We start from the raw sequence: 15,609 nt of genomic DNA on the forward strand, positions 1-15,609 counted from the left end.
ATGGGACGCGTACCTCTGTTGAGGAGGACGCGATGCTATCCGAAGGACCGCGCGTGGTCGTCGGGGTCGACGACACACCCGCCTCTCGCTGGGCACTGCTCTGGGCGGTGGAGGCCGCCAGGCTGCGGGGGATGGCGCTGGTCGCCGTCCATGTCAGCAGGGCGCCCGTGCATCCCTTTCCTGAGGCGCTGCCGTACACGCACACCGTCAGGCAGATGGAGGAGGCCAGGAGCGTCGAGCTGATCCAGACCCTGTTCGACGACATGACGGGCGGCGCCCCGCCCGACATCAACACGCTCGCCGTCGCCAGGCTCGGCGAGCCCGGCCCCCTGCTCGTGGAGCTGGCCAGGCCGATCGACCTGCTGGTCGTGGGCAGGGGGCACCGGAGCGGGCTGGACCGGCTGCTGATGCCGTCCACCCGCCGCTACTGCACCGGCCACGCCCGCTGCCCGGTGGTCGTCGTGCCGACGCCGCCGGCCGCGGACCAGCGGACGGGAGCGCTCTCCCGTCCGGCGTGGATCCGCTGGCTGTCGCCGCGCCACCCCGCCGAGTGAGGCGTCCCGCCCCGTGGCGGCCCGCCACGGGAGGCGGTTCGCGGGGTGAGGCGGCCGCGCGCCGGCGCTCAGGTGGTGGGCAGGCGCGGCACGGCCGCCAGCAGGGCGCGGGTGTAGTCGTGCGCGGGCGCCTCCACCACCTGGTCGGCGGGCCCGTACTCCACCAGCCTGCCGTGACGCATGACGGCGATGTCGTCGGCGACGTAGCGGACCACCGCCAGGTTGTGCGAGATGAACAGCATCGACAGGCCGAGCTCGGCGCGCAGCGAGCGCACCAGGTTCAGCACGGCGCCCTGCACCGACACGTCCAGCGCCGAGGTGATCTCGTCGGCGACCAGCAGGCGGGGCGCGGCGCCGAGCGCCCTGGCGATCGCGACGCGCTGGCGCTGGCCGCCCGACAGCTCGCGCGGATAGCGGGCGGCCGTCTGCGCCGGCAGCGACACCAGGGCGAGCAGCCGTTCGACCTCCTGGGCGTCGGGCCTGCGCAGGCCCTCGGCCACCGACGCGCCCACCGTCATCCGCGGGTTCAGCGAGGCGTAGGGGTCCTGGAAGACCATCTGCACCCCGCCGCCGTCCTCGATCACCCCCGTGTACGGCACCAGCCCGCTCACCGCTCTGGCCAGCGTCGACTTGCCCGAGCCCGACTCGCCCACCAGGCCGACGACGCGCCCTGGCGGGATCTCCAGCGAGACGTCGTCCACGGCGGTGAACGCGCCGAACCTGACCGTCAGGCCGTTGATGATCACGAAACCTCCCAGCAGGCGACACGGTGCGCCTTGCCATGCTCTTCCAGTGGCGGACGCTCGGCCACGCAGCGGCTGGTGGCCAGCGGGCACCTGCCCGCGAACGCGCATCCCTCGCCGACCTCGGCCGGCCCCGGCTGGCGGCCGGGGATGCTGGCCAGCGGGAGCGACCTGTCGGTGGTCATGTCGGGCACCGAGGCGACCAGCGCCCTGGTGTAGGGGTGGGCGGCGGCGGCGAGCCGGTCGGCGGGCAGTTCCTCGACCACCCGGCCGGCGTACATGACGACGACCCTGTCGCACAGCGCGCCGACCACCGCGATGTCGTGCGAGATGAACAGCGTTCCCGCCTGGCTCTCCTCGGTCACCTCGCGCAGCAGGCGCAGGATCTCCTGCTGCACGGTGACGTCCAGGCCGGTGGTGGGCTCGTCGGCGATGACGAGCCGGGGCGCGCCCATGAGCCCCATGGCGATGACGGCGCGCTGGCGCATGCCGCCGGAGAACTCGTGCGGGTGCTGGCGGGCGCGGCGCTCAGGGTCGGTGATCCGCACGTGGCCGAGCCGGTCGACGGCCCTGCGCCAGGCGTCGGCGCGGCCGGCGCGCTGGTGCACGGTGGCCACCTCGGCCAGCTGCCCGCCGACCTTCAGCGCCGGGTTGAGCGAGGCCATGGGGTCCTGGAAGACCATGGCCAGGCGGGTGCCGAGTACCTTCCTGCGCTGCTCCTCGGGCAGCGCGTGCACGTCCTGGCCGCACAGCAGCACCGGTCCGCCGCCGACCACGCCGGGGTGGGGTACCAGGCCGCCGACGGCGTAGGCGGTCAGGCTCTTGCCGCTGCCCGACTCCCCCACGACGCCGACGATCTCGCCGGGGCGGACGGTGAGCGAGACCTCGCGCACCGGGGTGACGCCGCCGGGGAAGGTGACGGTGAGGTTCCTGACCTCCAGCACCGCCTCGTCGTCGTGCCGCCCGTCCTCGTCCGCCGGGGGCGGCGGGACGGCCGGGGCCGCCCGGTGGACCTCCGCGCGGCTCGCGGTCCTGGCCAGCGCCTCGCCCAGCAGGTTGAACCCGACGCCGGCCAGCACCACCATCAGCGCGGGACCGAGCGCCACGACGGGGTTGACGTAGATCCGGGCGAAGCCGTCGAACAGCAGCCGCCCCCAGTCGTAGCCGGGCGGCTGCACGCCGAGCCCGAGGAAGGACATCCCGGCCAGGCCGAGCAGGCTGCCGCCGATCATGGTGGTGAGGTTGAGGATGAGGGGTTCGGCGATGTTCGGCAGCACGTGCCTGGTGACGATCCTGGTCCTGGACACGCCGAGCAGCCTGGCGGCGGCCACGTAGTCGGCGGCCGCCACGGAGGCGGCCAGCGTCTGGGTCAGCCTGGCGAAGCCGGGGGCGACGGCGACCCCGATGCCGAGCACCGCCCCGCGCGCGCCGAGCCCGGCCACGACGGCGGTGAACATGGCCAGCAGCAGCCCGGGGAAGGCCACCAGGGCGTTGACGGTGGCGGTCACGAGCCGCGCCGGCCGGCGCGGCAGCACGGAGGGCAGCGTGCCGAGCACCACGCCGATCGCCGCGCCGATGGCGGTGGCCAGCACGGCCAGCAGCAGCGACATCCTGGTGGCCACCAGCACCCTGGCCAGGATGTCGCGGCCGAGGTTGTCGGTGCCCAGCGGGTGCGCGGCCGAGGCGCCCGACAGGGCCGCCACCGGGTCGATGAGCTCGGCCCTGTCGCCCCAGATCGGCGGCCCGACGACGGCCAGCACCAGCATGAGCGCGACGACGGCCGCTCCGGCCAGCCCTGCAGGGGTCCGCATCAGCCCTCCTTGATGGTCGAGCGGGGGTCGAGCGCGCCGAGCGCGAGATCCACGGCCAGGTTGACGACGAGCACGATCGCGCCGTAGACGAGGATCACGCCCTGGGCGACGGGGAAGTCCTTCTGCGTGATCGCCTCGGTCAGCCGCATGCCGAGGCCGGGCCAGGCGAAGACGTACTCGACGAGCACGCTGCCGGCGATGAGCCCGCCGAGCAGCAGGCCGCCCGTCGTCAGCGTGGCCGTCAGCGCGTTCGGCAGCACGTGCCTGACGTTGACCCTGGCGGCCGGCAGCCGCTTGGCCCTGGCCAGCCTGACGTAGTCCTTGCCGAGCTCGCGTGCGGTCTCCACGCGGACCAGCCGGGCGATCAGCGCGGCGGGCCCGATGGCCAGCGCGGCGATCGGCAGCACGAACGACAGGGCGCCCTCCTTGCCGGCCGGCGGGAACCAGCCCAGCGTGATGGCGAAGACCACGACCAGCGCGATCGAGTAGAGGAACTCGGGGACGGCCACCGCGGCGCCGGTGCCGGCGGTGAAGCCGAGCTCGGTGCCGCGGTGGCGGCCGTTCTCGGTGCGGATCGCCACCCACAGCCCGAGGGGCACCGCGACCAGCAGCGCGACGAGGGTGGCGAGCACGGCCAGGGTCAGCGTGTTCGGCAGCCGCTCCAGGATGGTCTGGCCCACCGGCTCCCCGGTGAGGAACGAGGTGCCGAGGTCGCCGGTGAAGACGCCCCTGACGTAGGTGACGAACTGCATCGGCAGGGGCTGGTCCAGGCCGAGCGCCGCGGTGCGGGCGGCGACCAGTTCCGGGGGCGCGGCGGGCCCGAGGGCGGCCCTGACGGGGTCGCCGGGAATGAGGTGGATCATCGCGAACGTGGCGACCATGAGGGCGGCCAGGGCCGCCGCGAACCTGACCAGGCGCGGCAGGAGCAAGGGTCAACCCGCCTTCGTCATGCGGATGGAGGTAGGCATGACCAGGCTGCCGACGATGTCCACGGTGGCGCCCTTCGTCGCGACGACCACGGTGTTCTCCACGACCGGGACCAGGTCGGCGGCCTCGAACAGGGCCGACTCGGCCGCCAGCCAGTCGGCGCAGCTGTCCGCGGCAGGCCTGGCCGAGGCCTTGGCGACCAGTTCGTTGTAGCGGCTGTTGTCGATGTGGGCGAAGTTGGCGCCCTTGGGCGCGCTCGGCCCGCTCAGGAAGCCGGTCAGCTGCGACGGCAGGAACACGCCGATGGGCAGCCAGACGACGTCCCAGTCCTGGGTGACGTTGAGCGATTCGGCGAGTTTGGTGTCGATGACGCCGTTCAGCCGTACCTCGACGCCCAGCTTCTTCCAGGTGGCGGAGAGGTATTCGGCCGCGGCGAGCACACCCTGGCCCCTGGTCGTGGCGTACAGGTAGCGCAGCGTCAGCCGCTTGCCGTCCTTGACCCTGACGCCGTCGGGACCGGGCCGCCATCCGGCGGCGTCGAGGGCGGCGGCCGCGGCCGCGGGGTCGTGAGCCGGCACGTGCCCGCTGACGCTGTCGCCCTTGCAGGGGCGCGGCTCGAGCACCAGGCTGGTGGCCTTCCGTCCGGTGCCCGAGGCGGCGATCGCGGCCAGTTCCGTCAGGTTGACGCCCTGGGTGAGCGCCTTGCGCACGGCGGGATCCGCGGTCGGCCGGTCCTCACCCTGGTGGTAGAAGAACTGGCCGTTGGCGGCGCCGAGGACGGTCTTCTGGATCGACCGGTCGGCCTCCACGCGTTGCCTGTCGGGCCCCTGGATGTCGGCCGCGTTCAGCGCGCCCGACGTCAGCAGGTTGACCGCGGTCTGCTCGTTGGGCACGACCTTCAGCACGACCTTGGCCGGCAGCCCCGGCGTCCTGGCGGTGACGCCGCCGGGGCCCCAGGCGTAGTCCTGGCGCCGGGTCAGGGTGTAGTGGTCGCCGGAGACGGCCTCGGCGAGCTGGAACGGGCCCGAGCCCGAGGTCTGCCTTGCCAGCAGCGAGCGGTCCTTCAGTCCCTTGCCGCAGACGATGTACACCATGGCCGCGCTCTCCACGATGAAGGAGAAGGGCTGGGGCATGGTCAGGGTGACGGTCCCGGCCGCGTCGTCGGCCTTGGCCGTCATCCCGGCGGGGACGAATACGCCGTAGATGGGCGACTTGGTGGCGGGGTCGGCGATGTGGGTGAAGTTCTCGGCCACGACCGACGGGGTGACGGGCGAGCCGTCGGCGCAGGTGACGTCCTTGCGCAGGGTGAAGGTGACCGACTCGGGTCTGACGTCCCACTTCGCGGCCAGGGCGGGGGTGAGCGTCCCGTCGGGCCGCATGCCGACGAGGGTGTCGTAGGCGTAGTTCAGCACCTCGTTGGTGACCGACAGGATGGCCGTCGCGGGGTCGAGAGCGCCCGGATCGGCGGGGATGGCGGCGGTGAAGGTGGCGTTGTCGGCGAGGCCGCCGGCGCCAGGGGTGGACGGCGCCGCGCCGCAGGAGGCGGCCAGCAGTCCCGTCAGGGCGAGCACGGTCGCCGCGGTGGTTGCGTTCATGCGAAGCTCCCGGCTGGAGGGGTGGCCTCACCCTCCCCTGTGGCCTCGCGGGATTCTTCGTGCGCGGCGACGAAAGCGGCTGCTCCTCTAGTGCCGCCGTCCGAAGATGCGCATCATGAGCATGGCGGCGAGCCGCGCCTCGGCGTCGGCGAGATCGAGACCGCTGATCTCGGTCAGGCGGCGCAGCCGGTATCTGAAGGTGTTGGAGTGCACGTGCACGGCCGCGGCGGCGGCGTTGACGTCGCCGAAGCTGTCGAGATAGGCGCCGAGGGTGGCGGCCAGTTCGGTGCCGTGCTCGGCGTCGTAGCGCAGCAGCCGGTGGTAGGGCCCGGTCGGGGCCTGTTCCTCGGCAGCGGCCAGGTCGCCCAGCTGGAGCAGCAGCGACTCGAAGTGCACGTCGCTGTAGCCCGCCACCTGTCCTGAGAGGCCCCTGGAGCGCAGCACGCGCAGCGACCTGTCGGCGTCGGCCCGCGATCTGGCCACCTCGCCCAGGTCGGCGGCGAGCCTGCCGACCCCGATGTTGGCGCTGTGGCGGGGCCCGACCCTGGACAGGAAGCTCTCGGCGACGCGTACGGCCCTGGCCTCCTCCTCACCGCTGGCGTGCAGCGGCAGGAGCGCGTAGGCCACCGAGCCGACGAGGGCGGCGGCCGCCCTGGGATGGATGGCGCCGACGTGGAGGGCGAGCGCGTCGCAGAAGCGCTGCCGGTCGGCCTCGGCCTGGGCGGCGTCGGCCCGCGTCTCGGTGAGCTGCGCGGCCAGCACGCACAGCCGTTCGCTGGCCACCCCGAGGCGGCCGGCGGCTTCGGCGGCGTCCCTGCCGCCCTCCAGGATGGTGGACAGCAGGTCGGCCTGCAGCCGCCGGCGGGTGTCGGCGCCCACGCGCTGGCGCAGCAGGTGCAGGGCGACGATCTTGGCGGCGTCGACGAGCGCCCACTCGCGCTGCTCGCTGAGCGGCTCGCGGACGGCGGCCCAGATGGAGCCGAGGATCTCGTCGCCGGAGCGGACGGCGATCGCCACCCGGGGCAGCCCCTCGGACAGTTCGATGAAGATCGGCCCGGTGCTCTGGTAGAGCTTGCGGAACCAGCCCTGCTCGTCGAGCATGCGCTGGTACACCTCGGGCACCTGGCGGCCGAGCACGGTGGCGATCCTGCTGGAGTCGGCCTCCTCCTGGCGGCCGGAGAAGGCCAGCACCCGGGCCGAGCGGTCCTCGATGGTGACCGGCGCGTCCAGCAGCGCGCACAGCGCGTTGGCCAGGGAGAACAGATCGTCGGGCGGCTGCTGGCCGGACTCCGTCAGATCGCCTTCGGCCAGCAGCGAGCGCAGCAGCGCCGCCACCTGTGACCAGGAGGCGGCGCGGGTGAGGCCGAGCACGGCGACGCCGGTCTCCAGCACCTTGGCCCGCACCCGCTCGTCGGCCGCCACGGGCTGCTTGATCACGATGCCGGAGCCGGGGCGGGCCCCTTCCAGCAGGTCGCAGATCGCCTCGGCGCCTTCGACCCCCACGCCGAGCAGCAGGCCGCCCGGGGGCAGCAGCAGCTCGTCGAGGGGGTCGTAGATGTGGACGCCGGTGACCTCGGCGTCGAGGTCGCCGGGCGAGGCGGCCACGTCGAGCACCGTGCTGCCCAGATCGTCGAGGATCCGGCGCAGACTGGCCCGCGGCCGAGTCGTCATCTCCTCACGATAGTGGACGAAAACTGACATCAGCCGCGTAGCTCGTCGACCGCCTCGCGGGCCACCGCGCCGATGACGGCATCCGCCTTGGGCAGGCGGTAGCCGAGCGAGCGCGGCCGGAGGTAGACGGCGACGGCGTAGCGCCTTCCGTCCGGGTACTCCACGACGCCCGCCTCGTTGCGGACGCCGAAGATCGTCCCGGTCTTGGCGGAGATCCGGACGTCGTCGCCGAAGCCCGACGACAGCCGGTGCGGCCAGACCTGCCGTCCCATGATCTGCCTGACCTCGGCGCAGGCCTGCGGCGGGCCCGCCTCGTCGCGCCAGATCTTGGCCAGCAGCGTGGTGGTCTCGCGGGGGGTGGAGGCGGAGGTCCTGGCCGGGTCGAGCACCGACAGCGTGCGCATGGTCTCCGGCGGCGCGGCCGCCGCCTCCTCCAACGAGCCGGCGCCGAGCTCGGACAGGACACTGCCCAGCAGCACGCGGCAGTCGCCGACCAGGCGCGTGGCCTTCAGCCCGAGCTCGGCGAGGGTGGCGTTGACACGCTCCACCCCCACCTTCTCCAGCAGCACGTCGGTGGCGGCGTTGTCGCTCATCGACATCATGAACAGGGCCAGGTCGCGCAGGGAGAGCTCGATCTCGTCGGCGCAGCCGGAGGTGCCGATGCCGCCGTCGCGGTGCTCCAAGGTCACCGGCAGCCGCTCGGTCCTGGAGATCAGGCCCGCGGCGGCCTGCCTGGCGTACTCCAGAACGATCGGGATCTTGAAGACGGAGGCGAGCACCACGGGGTCGTCGGCCCCGTGGCACACCTCGCGCTCACCGTCGATCTCCCGCGCGTGCAGGAATCCCTCGACCTCGGCGGCCGCGAACAGCTCACGCACGTGCCACCGCCCTGCCGCCGCTGTGGAGGAAGATCCGCCCGTCCCGCTCCAGGAAGGTGATCGTCGTCTTGGCCTCGACGTCGATGAAGGACTCGTCGGAGTGGTGGACGAACCTCTCGGTCGTGCGCTCGATGCCCGCCTGGCGCATGAACTCGCCGGGAATGGTGGTCACCTCCAGGCCGCCGCCGACCGCGGCCACCTCCTGCACGGCGGCCGGCCCATGGTAGGTGCCCGCGTAGCGGGTGGCGTCCACCGCGGCGGGCCGCTCGGGCACGGTCGGCAGCGGGGTGGGGGTCACCCCCGCCAGCTCGCGGACCAGTGAGAAGGCCAGGTCATCGAGCATTGCGGGCACGTCGCCGCCGTTGCAGCTCATCGCGATCGTGAAGCGGCTGCCGGGGACGATCCGCCAGAACGTGCTCTGCCCGACGGTGCCGCCGTCGTGGCCGAAGACGGGCGCGCCCCAGTCGAACAGCTCGAAGCCGAGCCCCCACCGGTCGGCGAGCAGGCCGGGCACGCCCGGCACGTCCACCTGGGCGGTGGTCATCGCGGCGACCGTCTCCTCCTCCAGCAGCCTGGTGCCGCCGGGCGTGACGCCGCCGTCGAGGAACATCCGGCCGAAGCGGACCAGCTCGCGCGGCGCCAGGCACAGGGTGGACCCGGCGGGCGCGTTCGAGCGCGGCATCTGCCAGTTCGGGTTGACCGCGTTGCCGGGCCCGAGGTGCCCTGCCGAGGCGCGGAACAGCACGGCCTCCTCGGCCAGCAGCGCCCCGTGCGTGACGCCGAGCGGGTTCATCAGCCGCTCGCGCATGGCCCGCTCCCACGTGCCCCCGGCCAACCTGGCGGCCAGCGCGCCGAGCACGACGTACCCCGAGTTGCAGTAGGAGAACATCGCGCCCGGCTCGTAGACCTGCGGCGCGCCGTGCAGGAAGCTCACGAAGCGGTCGAGGCAGTCGTCGCCGCGCCCGGTGTCCTCGAACAGGTCGCCGGCGAACCCGGCGGTGTGGGTCAGCAGGTGCCTGACCGTGACCGTCTCGGCCGCGGCGGCGTCGGCCAGGCCGAACTCCGGCAGGTACTTGCGCACGGGCGCGTCGAGGTCCACCGCGCCCTCCTCGACCAGGCGCATGACCAGGGCGGCCGTCCAGATCTTGGTCGTGGAACCGACCTGGAAGAGGCTGTCGGTCGTCGTCTCCACGCCCGTGTCGCGGTTGACGACGCCGGTGGCCGCCTCGATCAACCGGCCGTCCGCCCACACGGCGACGGCGGCTCCGGGGACGTTGTGGTCGCGCGCGGCCTCGTCGAGGCGGTGCTGCAGGTCCATGGATGCTCCTCAGGCGATCTTGGGAGTGGCGCGGACGCCCATGTGGACGTAGGGGGAACCGTCGGCCAGCTCGTAGAAGACCGCCGACAGCCACTGCGGGTCGTCCGGGAGGCGGCCGACGAAGGTGACGTCGTCGACGGGCAGCAGGTCCAGCTCGGCCGGCTCCGACAGGTCCGCCAGGGCGCCCGTGGACTCCATCAGCAGCCGCAGGCCGCCGTCGCGGACCGTGATCGTCAGCCGCGCGCCGACCCGCTCGTACACCCCGGCGTACCGCTCGGCGTCCACCTCGACCGGCTGCTCGGGCGGCCCGAGCACCGGGGGGACGGCCACGCCGTCCAGCTCGCGGAACAGCTCGGTGGCCAGGTGGTGGAAGAAGGCCGCGCTGTGCCCGCCGTTGGCCACGGCGCACACGACGGTGCCGGTGTCGGGCAGCATCCACAGCATCGACGACTGGCCGATGGTGTTGCCACCGTGGGAGACGACCCGCCGGCCGTCCCACTCGTCGAGGATCCAGCCGATGCCCCAGTGCGTGCCCAGCGTGTGCGGGTTGGGGAGGGCGACCTGCGGCTCCCACAGGGCGCGCGGGTCCTTGAGCAGGCCGCCCTCCAGGTGGGCGCGGGCGAAGGCGACGACGTCAGCGGGCCTGGCGGTGATCAGCCCGGCCGGGCCGCAGGAACGCATGAGTCCCCACACGGGGCTGGGCTCCCCGTCGACGTGACCGACGGCGGCGCCGAAGCGCAGCACGTCCTCGGGCAGGGTCCAGGTGTGGGTCAGGCCCAGCGGTTCGATGATCTGCTCGCGCAGCGCCTGGTCCCATACCTTGCCCGTCAGGTGCTCGACGACACGGCCGGCGATGACGAACCCCGCATTGCAGTAGGACTGGGTGGCGCCGAGCGGATGGTTCTGCGCCAGGTCGGCGCAGGCGGCGACGTACCGCTCGATGCAGTCGTCGCCACGGCCGGTGTCGAGGAACAGGTCGCCGTCGATGCCCGAGGTGTGGCTGAGCAGGTGACGGACGGTCACCGTCCCGGTCACCTCGGGGTCGCCGACCCGGAAGCCGGGCAGCAGCTCGGCGACGGGGGTGTCGAGGGTGAGCGCGCCCTGCTCGGCCAGCAGGGCGAGCTGGGTGGCGGTCCACACCTTGGTGACCGAGCCGATCTGGAAGAGCGAGTCGGGCGTCACCTGCGCGCCCGTGCGGCGGTTGAGGACACCGGCCGCGCTCTCGTGCACCTCCCCCTGGTGGAGGTAGGCGACAGCGGCGCCGGGGACGTCGTATTCGGCGATCAGCTCTGCGAGCCGATCACCCATTGCTCCAGCCACGCGACGATCCTTTCGTTGTAGTCGAGCCGGTGGGACGGGCGTCCGTTGAGGATGAACAGGTGCGAACCACCCGGGTAGCGCACGAGCCTGGCGGGCACCCCGCGCTCGCGCAGCGCGGCGAACCACTGCTCGGCCTGCCCGACGGGGCAGCGGTCGTCGCGCTCGCCGTGCAGGACGAGGGTGGCCGCGCGCACGCCTGCCACGTGCGTGAGCGGCGACTGCGCCGCCAGGTCGCCGCGGCACTCGAACGTCTTGAGCAGGTGTCCGGCGTCCGAGGTGCCCGACATGCTGGTCAGGTCGCTGACGCAGCCGCCGGGGATGGCGGCCCTGAACCGGTCGGTGGTGGCCGACAGCCAGCAGGCCATGTAGCCGCCGTAGCTGTAGCCGGTGACGGCCAGCCGGTCCGGGTCGGCCACGCCCTCCTCGACCAGGTCGTCGAGCGCGGCCAGGAAGTCGCCGGCGTCGGCCAGGCCCCACGCGCCGATCGCGGCGGTGTAGAAGGCCTCGCCGTACCCGTCGCTGCCGCGCGGGTTGAGCGTGAGCACGCTCCAGCCGCGCGCGGCGAGCACCTGGTGGTAGAGGTGGACGCCGTCGAAGACGGGCGCCCACGCGTTGTGCGGGCCGCCGTGCACGTCGAGCAGGAGCGGTCCCGGCTGCTTCAGCGCCGGGTCGCGCAGCAGGAAGCCCTCGACCGGGGTGCCGTCGGGGGCGGTGAACACGCGGCGTTCGAGCGGGAACAGCTCCACGTCGGGCAGCGCGTGATCGGTGAGCCGCCGACCGTCGAGGTAGACGTCGCCGGCGCTGCCAGGGCCGGCGGCCACGTAGGCCAGGCGGCCGGCCGCGGCCGTGGCGCCCGACACGCCGAACTCCCCTCCCACCCTCGCCCGGCCGTCCAGGTCGAACAGGTGGGTGAGGCCGCCGTCACGGGCGCAGAACAGCAGCTCGTCGCCCAGCAGGAGCGGCGGGGCGCCCGGGTAGCCGGGGGCGCCCACCATGACGTTGCGGTCCAGGCCGGTCTCGATCTCGACCAGGCCGCCCGCCTCGAGCGCGAACAGGCGGGTGTGGCCGACGGGCTCGCCGGTGAATCCGGTCACCACCAGGCGCTCGCCGAGCCACCACACGCCCGTGCAGGTCACGCCCTGCTCGGTGAGCCGCTTGGGCTGCCCGCCGTCGAGGTCGACGAGGTAGACGGCGCCGCCGGGCACCAGGTCCCGGTCGGGCTCCATGGCGGCGACGAAGGCGAGACTCTGCCCGTCGGGCAACCAGGTGGGCTCGCCGGCGTGGAAGTCGCCCTCGGTGAGCCTGCGCCAAGCGCCCGAGTCCACCTCCACGACCACCACGTGGGTGCGCAGGTCGCGCAGCAGGCCGGCGCCGTCGGCCTTGTACTCCAGGGTGTCGGCCACGACCGGGTCGTGCGCCTGCGCCTCGCCGTACGGGGCGGTGAAGGCCAGGTGGCGGCCGTCCGGCGACCACACGGGCGGGCCCGCGCCGTCGGTGGCCAGCACACGCGGCTCGCCGCCGTCCATCGGCAGCAGGTGGATCTGCGGCTTGCCGTCGACGGGGCGCACGAACGCGAGCGTGCGGCCGTCGGGCGACCAGCGGGGAGCCAGGTCCGCGGGGCCACCGGTCAGCCGGCGCGGCTCGTGGCCCGGCTCGGCCAGCCACACCTCGCAGCGGTTGTCGTCGGCGTCCCTGTCCGCGGTGGTCAGCGTGTAGGCGACCGCGCCGCCGTCCGGGCGCACCTGCGGATCACCGGGTACGGCGATGCGGAAGAGATCGTTCAGGGAGAGGCGGGACATGATCGAACGGTAGGTGAGAGGCCAGGACGCATCTTCGGCCGCGCGCACGAAGCGGACGCGGTTCATTGTGCCGTCGTACGAGGGGGCACCCCATCGGCGAAGTGATCAAGGCCACACCCTTGTCCTGTCCGATCGGTCAGCTCTGACCGATCGGACAGTTATCGTGGCTGGCATGGCACGTCCCGCTTCCGCCCTGCGCGGCCACCTCCTGGACGCGGCGTTGGACCTGTTCGCCACGCGCGGCTACAAGGGCACCTCGCTGCACGACATCGCCCAGGTGGTGGGCTGTTCCAAGGCGTCCTTGCTCTACTACTTCGTCAGCAAGGAGGCGATCCTCACCGAGCTGCTCACCCCCGCCGGCGAGGAACTGGGCGCGCTGGACGCCCGGCTCGCGGGCATGGAAGGGGCCCCGGCCGCGGAAGCGGCCGTCACCGGCTTCGTCGACCTGGCCATGCGGTTCCGGCGCGAGGTCAAGGTCCTGTTCCAGGACATCCCCGGGCTCACCGGCCACCCGGCGCTGGGTGCCGTGCCCGCCGTCATCGCGCGGCTGATGGCGGCGATGGCCGAGGGCTCGGCCGCGGCCAAGGGCCTGGTCACCGCTTCCATGGTCATCGGCGCGGTCTCCGTCACCTGCGCCAGCGACCTGCCGGTGACGGACCAGGACCTGCGTGCCGAACTGATCCGCGGCGCCCTGCGCACACTCGACCGCGAAACCCCCTGAACACGAGGAAAGACACCCACGTTCATGGCTTCTCTGCTTTACCGGCTCGGCCGGTTCTCCTTCCGCCGCCGGGGGCGGGTCCTCGCCGTCTGGCTGCTCGCGCTCGCCCTGCTGGGCGGGGCGGCCGCCACCTTCATGGGCCCCACCAGCGACGACTTCACGATCCCGGGTACGGAGTCGCAGCGGGCGCTCGACTCCTTGCGGCGGCAGTTCCCGCAGGCCGGCGGCACGACCGGCACCATCGTCATCGCCGCACCCGAGGGGAGGAAGCTCGACAGGGCCGCGGTCGCCGCCATCGTGCAGGAGGCCGACCGGGTTCCGGGTGTGATCGCCGCCGTCGACCCCTTCCAGGTCGGCGCGGTCTCGCGCGACCGCTACGCGCTGGTCCAGGTGCAGTTCGACACCGCCACCAGCGAGATCACCGACGCTCAGCGCGCCGCCTACCAGAAGGTCGGCGCCTCGGCGCACGGCCTGCGGGTGGAGCACGGCGGTGAGGTGATGACGGCAGGAGCCGAGATCGGCTCCACCGAGGCTCTCGGTGTCCTGGTCGCCGCCGTGGTCCTGGTGGTCACCTTCGGCTCCCTCGTGGCCGCCGGCATGACGCTGCTGAACGCGCTCGCCGGCGTGGCCGCGGGGATGTCCGGGCTGTTCGCCCTCAGCGGCGTGCTCGACCTGACCAGCACCGCGCCCATCCTGGCGCTGATGCTGGGGCTGGCCGTGGGGATCGACTACTCGCTGTTCATCACCTCCCGTTACCGGCAGTTCCTCGCCGAGGGCGTCGAGGCGCAGGAGGCCGCCGGGCGGGCGACCGGCACCGCGGGCTCGGCCGTGGTCTTCGCCGGTGCCACCGTCGTCATCGCCCTGGCCGGTCTCGCCGTGGTGGGCATCCCCTTCCTCACCGTCATGGGCCTGGCCGCGGCCGGCACCGTCACCCTTGCCGTGCTGGTCGCCCTCACCCTGCTGCCCGCCATGCTCGGCTTCGCCGGCCCCCGCGTCATGCCCAGGGCGCACCGCCGTGGAAGGGCCGCCGGCCCCGGCCGCGAGGGCTTCGGTTACAGCTGGGGCCGGATCGTCACGCGCCTGCGCGTCCCGATTCTGGCGGCCGGTGTCGTGGGGTTGGCCGCGCTGGCGCTGCCCGCCCAGGACATGCGCCTGGCCCTGCCCGACGCCGGCACAGCCCCCTCCGGCTCCGCGCCCCGCGAGGCCTACGACCTGATCACTGAGGGCTTCGGGCCGGGCCTCAACGGCCGGCTGGTCGCCGTCGTCTCCGGCGACGACGCCGCATCCACCGGCGCGGCCGCCAAGCAGGCCGCACTCCTGATCCACGGCACCGAGGGCGTGCTCGGCGTCTCCCCGCCGCAGACCAACAGCCAGGGCACCACCGCGCTGATGACCGTCATCCCCAAGGCCGGGCCCACCGACGCCGCCACCGAGCGGGCGGTGCGCCTGATCAGGGAGCGCGTGTCCGGCGTCAAGGGCGCCACCGTCGCGCTGACCGGCGCCACGGCCATCGGCATCGACGTGTCGGCGAAGCTCGCCGAGGCGATGCCCGTCTACCTGCTGCTCGTCGTCGGCCTGTCGATCCTGCTGCTCATGCTCGTCTTCCGCTCGCTGCTGGTGCCGCTCAAGGCGGCGCTGGGCTTCCTGCTGACCGTCGGCGCCACGTTCGGCATCACGGTGGCCATCTTCCAGCAGGGGCACCTGGCCGACCTGGTGGGCGTCGACGTCCCCGGACCGCTGGTGAGCTTCCTGCCGATCCTGCTGATCGGAATCCTGTTCGGGCTGGCCATGGACTACGAGGTCTTTCTCGTCTCCCGCATGCGGGAGGACTTCGTCCGCGGCGACAGTCCGGGCCAGGCGACCGTCAACGGGCTGGGCCACAACGCCCGCGTCGTCACCGCCGCGGCTCTCATCATGGTGGCCGTCTTCGGCGGATTCGTGTTCATGGATGACCCGATCATCAAGTCCATCGGCTTCGCGCTGGCCGTCGGGGTGTTCGTCGACGCGTTCCTCGTCCGGCTGACCCTGGTGCCTGCCGTGATGTCCCTTCTCGGCCGCGCGGCATGGTGGCTGCCCCGCGCCGTCGACCGGGTCCTGCCGAACCTCGACGTCGAGGGCGAGGGCCTTCACGAGCACCCCGCCGACCGGCACCGCGACGACACCAGGGAGACCGCCAGGGTCTGACGTCCCGCCCGGCCGTCCGCTCGCTCCCGGCGGGGTCGCTGCGCTGGGCGCGGCGGTAGCGCGGCGGTGGCGTCGCCTGGGTGCGGAT

At 73.2% G+C, this 15,609-nt stretch carries 12 protein-coding genes; 3 read left to right on the top strand and 9 right to left on the bottom strand.

Going from position 1 to position 15,609, the window contains the following annotated elements; translation table 11 throughout:
• The first annotated feature begins 32 nt into the window (after positions 1 to 32).
• Positions 33 to 554, top strand: coding sequence for a universal stress protein (locus ACWEVS_RS08790; RefSeq protein ID WP_354913244.1), 522 nt, complete (start codon positions 33 to 35; stop codon positions 552 to 554).
• 68 nt (positions 555 to 622) lie between these two features.
• Here the strand turns inward: ACWEVS_RS08790 and ACWEVS_RS08795 are convergent, their stop codons facing one another.
• From ACWEVS_RS08795 to ACWEVS_RS08835, 9 genes are all read right to left on the bottom strand, one after another.
• Entirely contained in the window at positions 623 to 1,300 is a 678-nt protein-coding gene (locus tag ACWEVS_RS08795) for an ABC transporter ATP-binding protein (protein ID WP_354913245.1), read from the bottom strand.
• On the bottom strand, positions 1,297 to 3,108 hold the full coding sequence (locus ACWEVS_RS08800; RefSeq protein WP_452415159.1) for a dipeptide/oligopeptide/nickel ABC transporter permease/ATP-binding protein: 1,812 nt from the start codon (positions 3,106 to 3,108) through the stop codon (positions 1,297 to 1,299). The genes ACWEVS_RS08795 and ACWEVS_RS08800 overlap by 4 nt, the downstream gene beginning before the upstream one ends.
• Positions 3,108 to 4,037: an ABC transporter permease gene (locus ACWEVS_RS08805; protein ID WP_449922565.1), complete on the bottom strand. Its 930-nt coding sequence runs from the start codon at positions 4,035 to 4,037 to the stop codon at positions 3,108 to 3,110. The genes ACWEVS_RS08800 and ACWEVS_RS08805 overlap by 1 nt, the downstream gene beginning before the upstream one ends.
• A 3-nt stretch (positions 4,038 to 4,040) precedes the next feature.
• A complete protein-coding gene (locus ACWEVS_RS08810) occupies positions 4,041 to 5,630 on the bottom strand; it encodes an ABC transporter substrate-binding protein (RefSeq protein ID WP_452550666.1) in 1,590 nt (529 codons plus the stop codon).
• Between the two features lie 87 nt (positions 5,631 to 5,717).
• Complete coding sequence (locus tag ACWEVS_RS08815) at positions 5,718 to 7,301, bottom strand: PucR family transcriptional regulator (protein WP_354913253.1); 1,584 nt, start codon at positions 7,299 to 7,301, stop codon at positions 5,718 to 5,720.
• A 29-nt stretch (positions 7,302 to 7,330) separates the two neighbouring features.
• Complete coding sequence (locus ACWEVS_RS08820) at positions 7,331 to 8,179, bottom strand: serine hydrolase (protein ID WP_452550668.1); 849 nt, start codon at positions 8,177 to 8,179, stop codon at positions 7,331 to 7,333.
• Positions 8,172 to 9,497 carry a serine hydrolase domain-containing protein gene (locus tag ACWEVS_RS08825; protein WP_452550670.1) on the bottom strand — a complete coding sequence of 442 codons (1,326 nt, stop codon included), beginning with the start codon at positions 9,495 to 9,497 and terminating at the stop codon, positions 8,172 to 8,174. The genes ACWEVS_RS08820 and ACWEVS_RS08825 overlap by 8 nt, the downstream gene beginning before the upstream one ends.
• Positions 9,498 to 9,506: 9 nt before the next feature.
• A complete protein-coding gene (locus tag ACWEVS_RS08830; RefSeq protein ID WP_452550672.1) occupies positions 9,507 to 10,817 on the bottom strand; it encodes a serine hydrolase in 1,311 nt (436 codons plus the stop codon).
• Positions 10,781 to 12,616 carry a S9 family peptidase gene (locus ACWEVS_RS08835; protein ID WP_452550674.1) on the bottom strand — a complete coding sequence of 612 codons (1,836 nt, stop codon included), beginning with the start codon at positions 12,614 to 12,616 and terminating at the stop codon, positions 10,781 to 10,783. The genes ACWEVS_RS08830 and ACWEVS_RS08835 overlap by 37 nt, the downstream gene beginning before the upstream one ends.
• Before the next feature lie 172 nt (positions 12,617 to 12,788).
• Between ACWEVS_RS08835 and ACWEVS_RS08840 the strand changes: the two genes are divergently transcribed.
• Positions 12,789 to 13,337 (top strand): TetR/AcrR family transcriptional regulator, encoded by a 549-nt coding sequence (locus ACWEVS_RS08840; RefSeq protein WP_449922574.1) that lies wholly within the window; start codon positions 12,789 to 12,791, stop codon positions 13,335 to 13,337.
• A 24-nt stretch (positions 13,338 to 13,361) separates the two neighbouring features.
• Complete coding sequence (locus ACWEVS_RS08845; RefSeq protein WP_452550676.1) at positions 13,362 to 15,521, top strand: MMPL family transporter; 2,160 nt, start codon at positions 13,362 to 13,364, stop codon at positions 15,519 to 15,521.
• The last annotated feature ends 88 nt before the right edge of the window (positions 15,522 to 15,609 follow it).

Source organism: Nonomuraea sp. NPDC003754 (assembly GCF_053605785.1).

What these genes read in the sequence shown, in the direction of transcription:
- ACWEVS_RS08790 (WP_354913244.1), top strand. Translation starts at nt 33, where the DNA reads ATGCTATCCGAAGGACCGCGCGTGGTCGTCGGGGTCGACGACACACCC.
- ACWEVS_RS08800 (WP_452415159.1), bottom strand. Translation starts at nt 3,108, where the DNA reads ATGCGGACCCCTGCAGGGCTGGCCGGAGCGGCCGTCGTCGCGCTCATG.
- ACWEVS_RS08810 (WP_452550666.1), bottom strand. Translation starts at nt 5,630, where the DNA reads ATGAACGCAACCACCGCGGCGACCGTGCTCGCCCTGACGGGACTGCTG.
- ACWEVS_RS08815 (WP_354913253.1), bottom strand. Translation starts at nt 7,301, where the DNA reads ATGACGACTCGGCCGCGGGCCAGTCTGCGCCGGATCCTCGACGATCTG.
- ACWEVS_RS08825 (WP_452550670.1), bottom strand. Translation starts at nt 9,497, where the DNA reads ATGGACCTGCAGCACCGCCTCGACGAGGCCGCGCGCGACCACAACGTC.
- ACWEVS_RS08835 (WP_452550674.1), bottom strand. Translation starts at nt 12,616, where the DNA reads ATGTCCCGCCTCTCCCTGAACGATCTCTTCCGCATCGCCGTACCCGGT.
- ACWEVS_RS08840 (WP_449922574.1), top strand. Translation starts at nt 12,789, where the DNA reads ATGGCACGTCCCGCTTCCGCCCTGCGCGGCCACCTCCTGGACGCGGCG.
- ACWEVS_RS08845 (WP_452550676.1), top strand. Translation starts at nt 13,362, where the DNA reads ATGGCTTCTCTGCTTTACCGGCTCGGCCGGTTCTCCTTCCGCCGCCGG.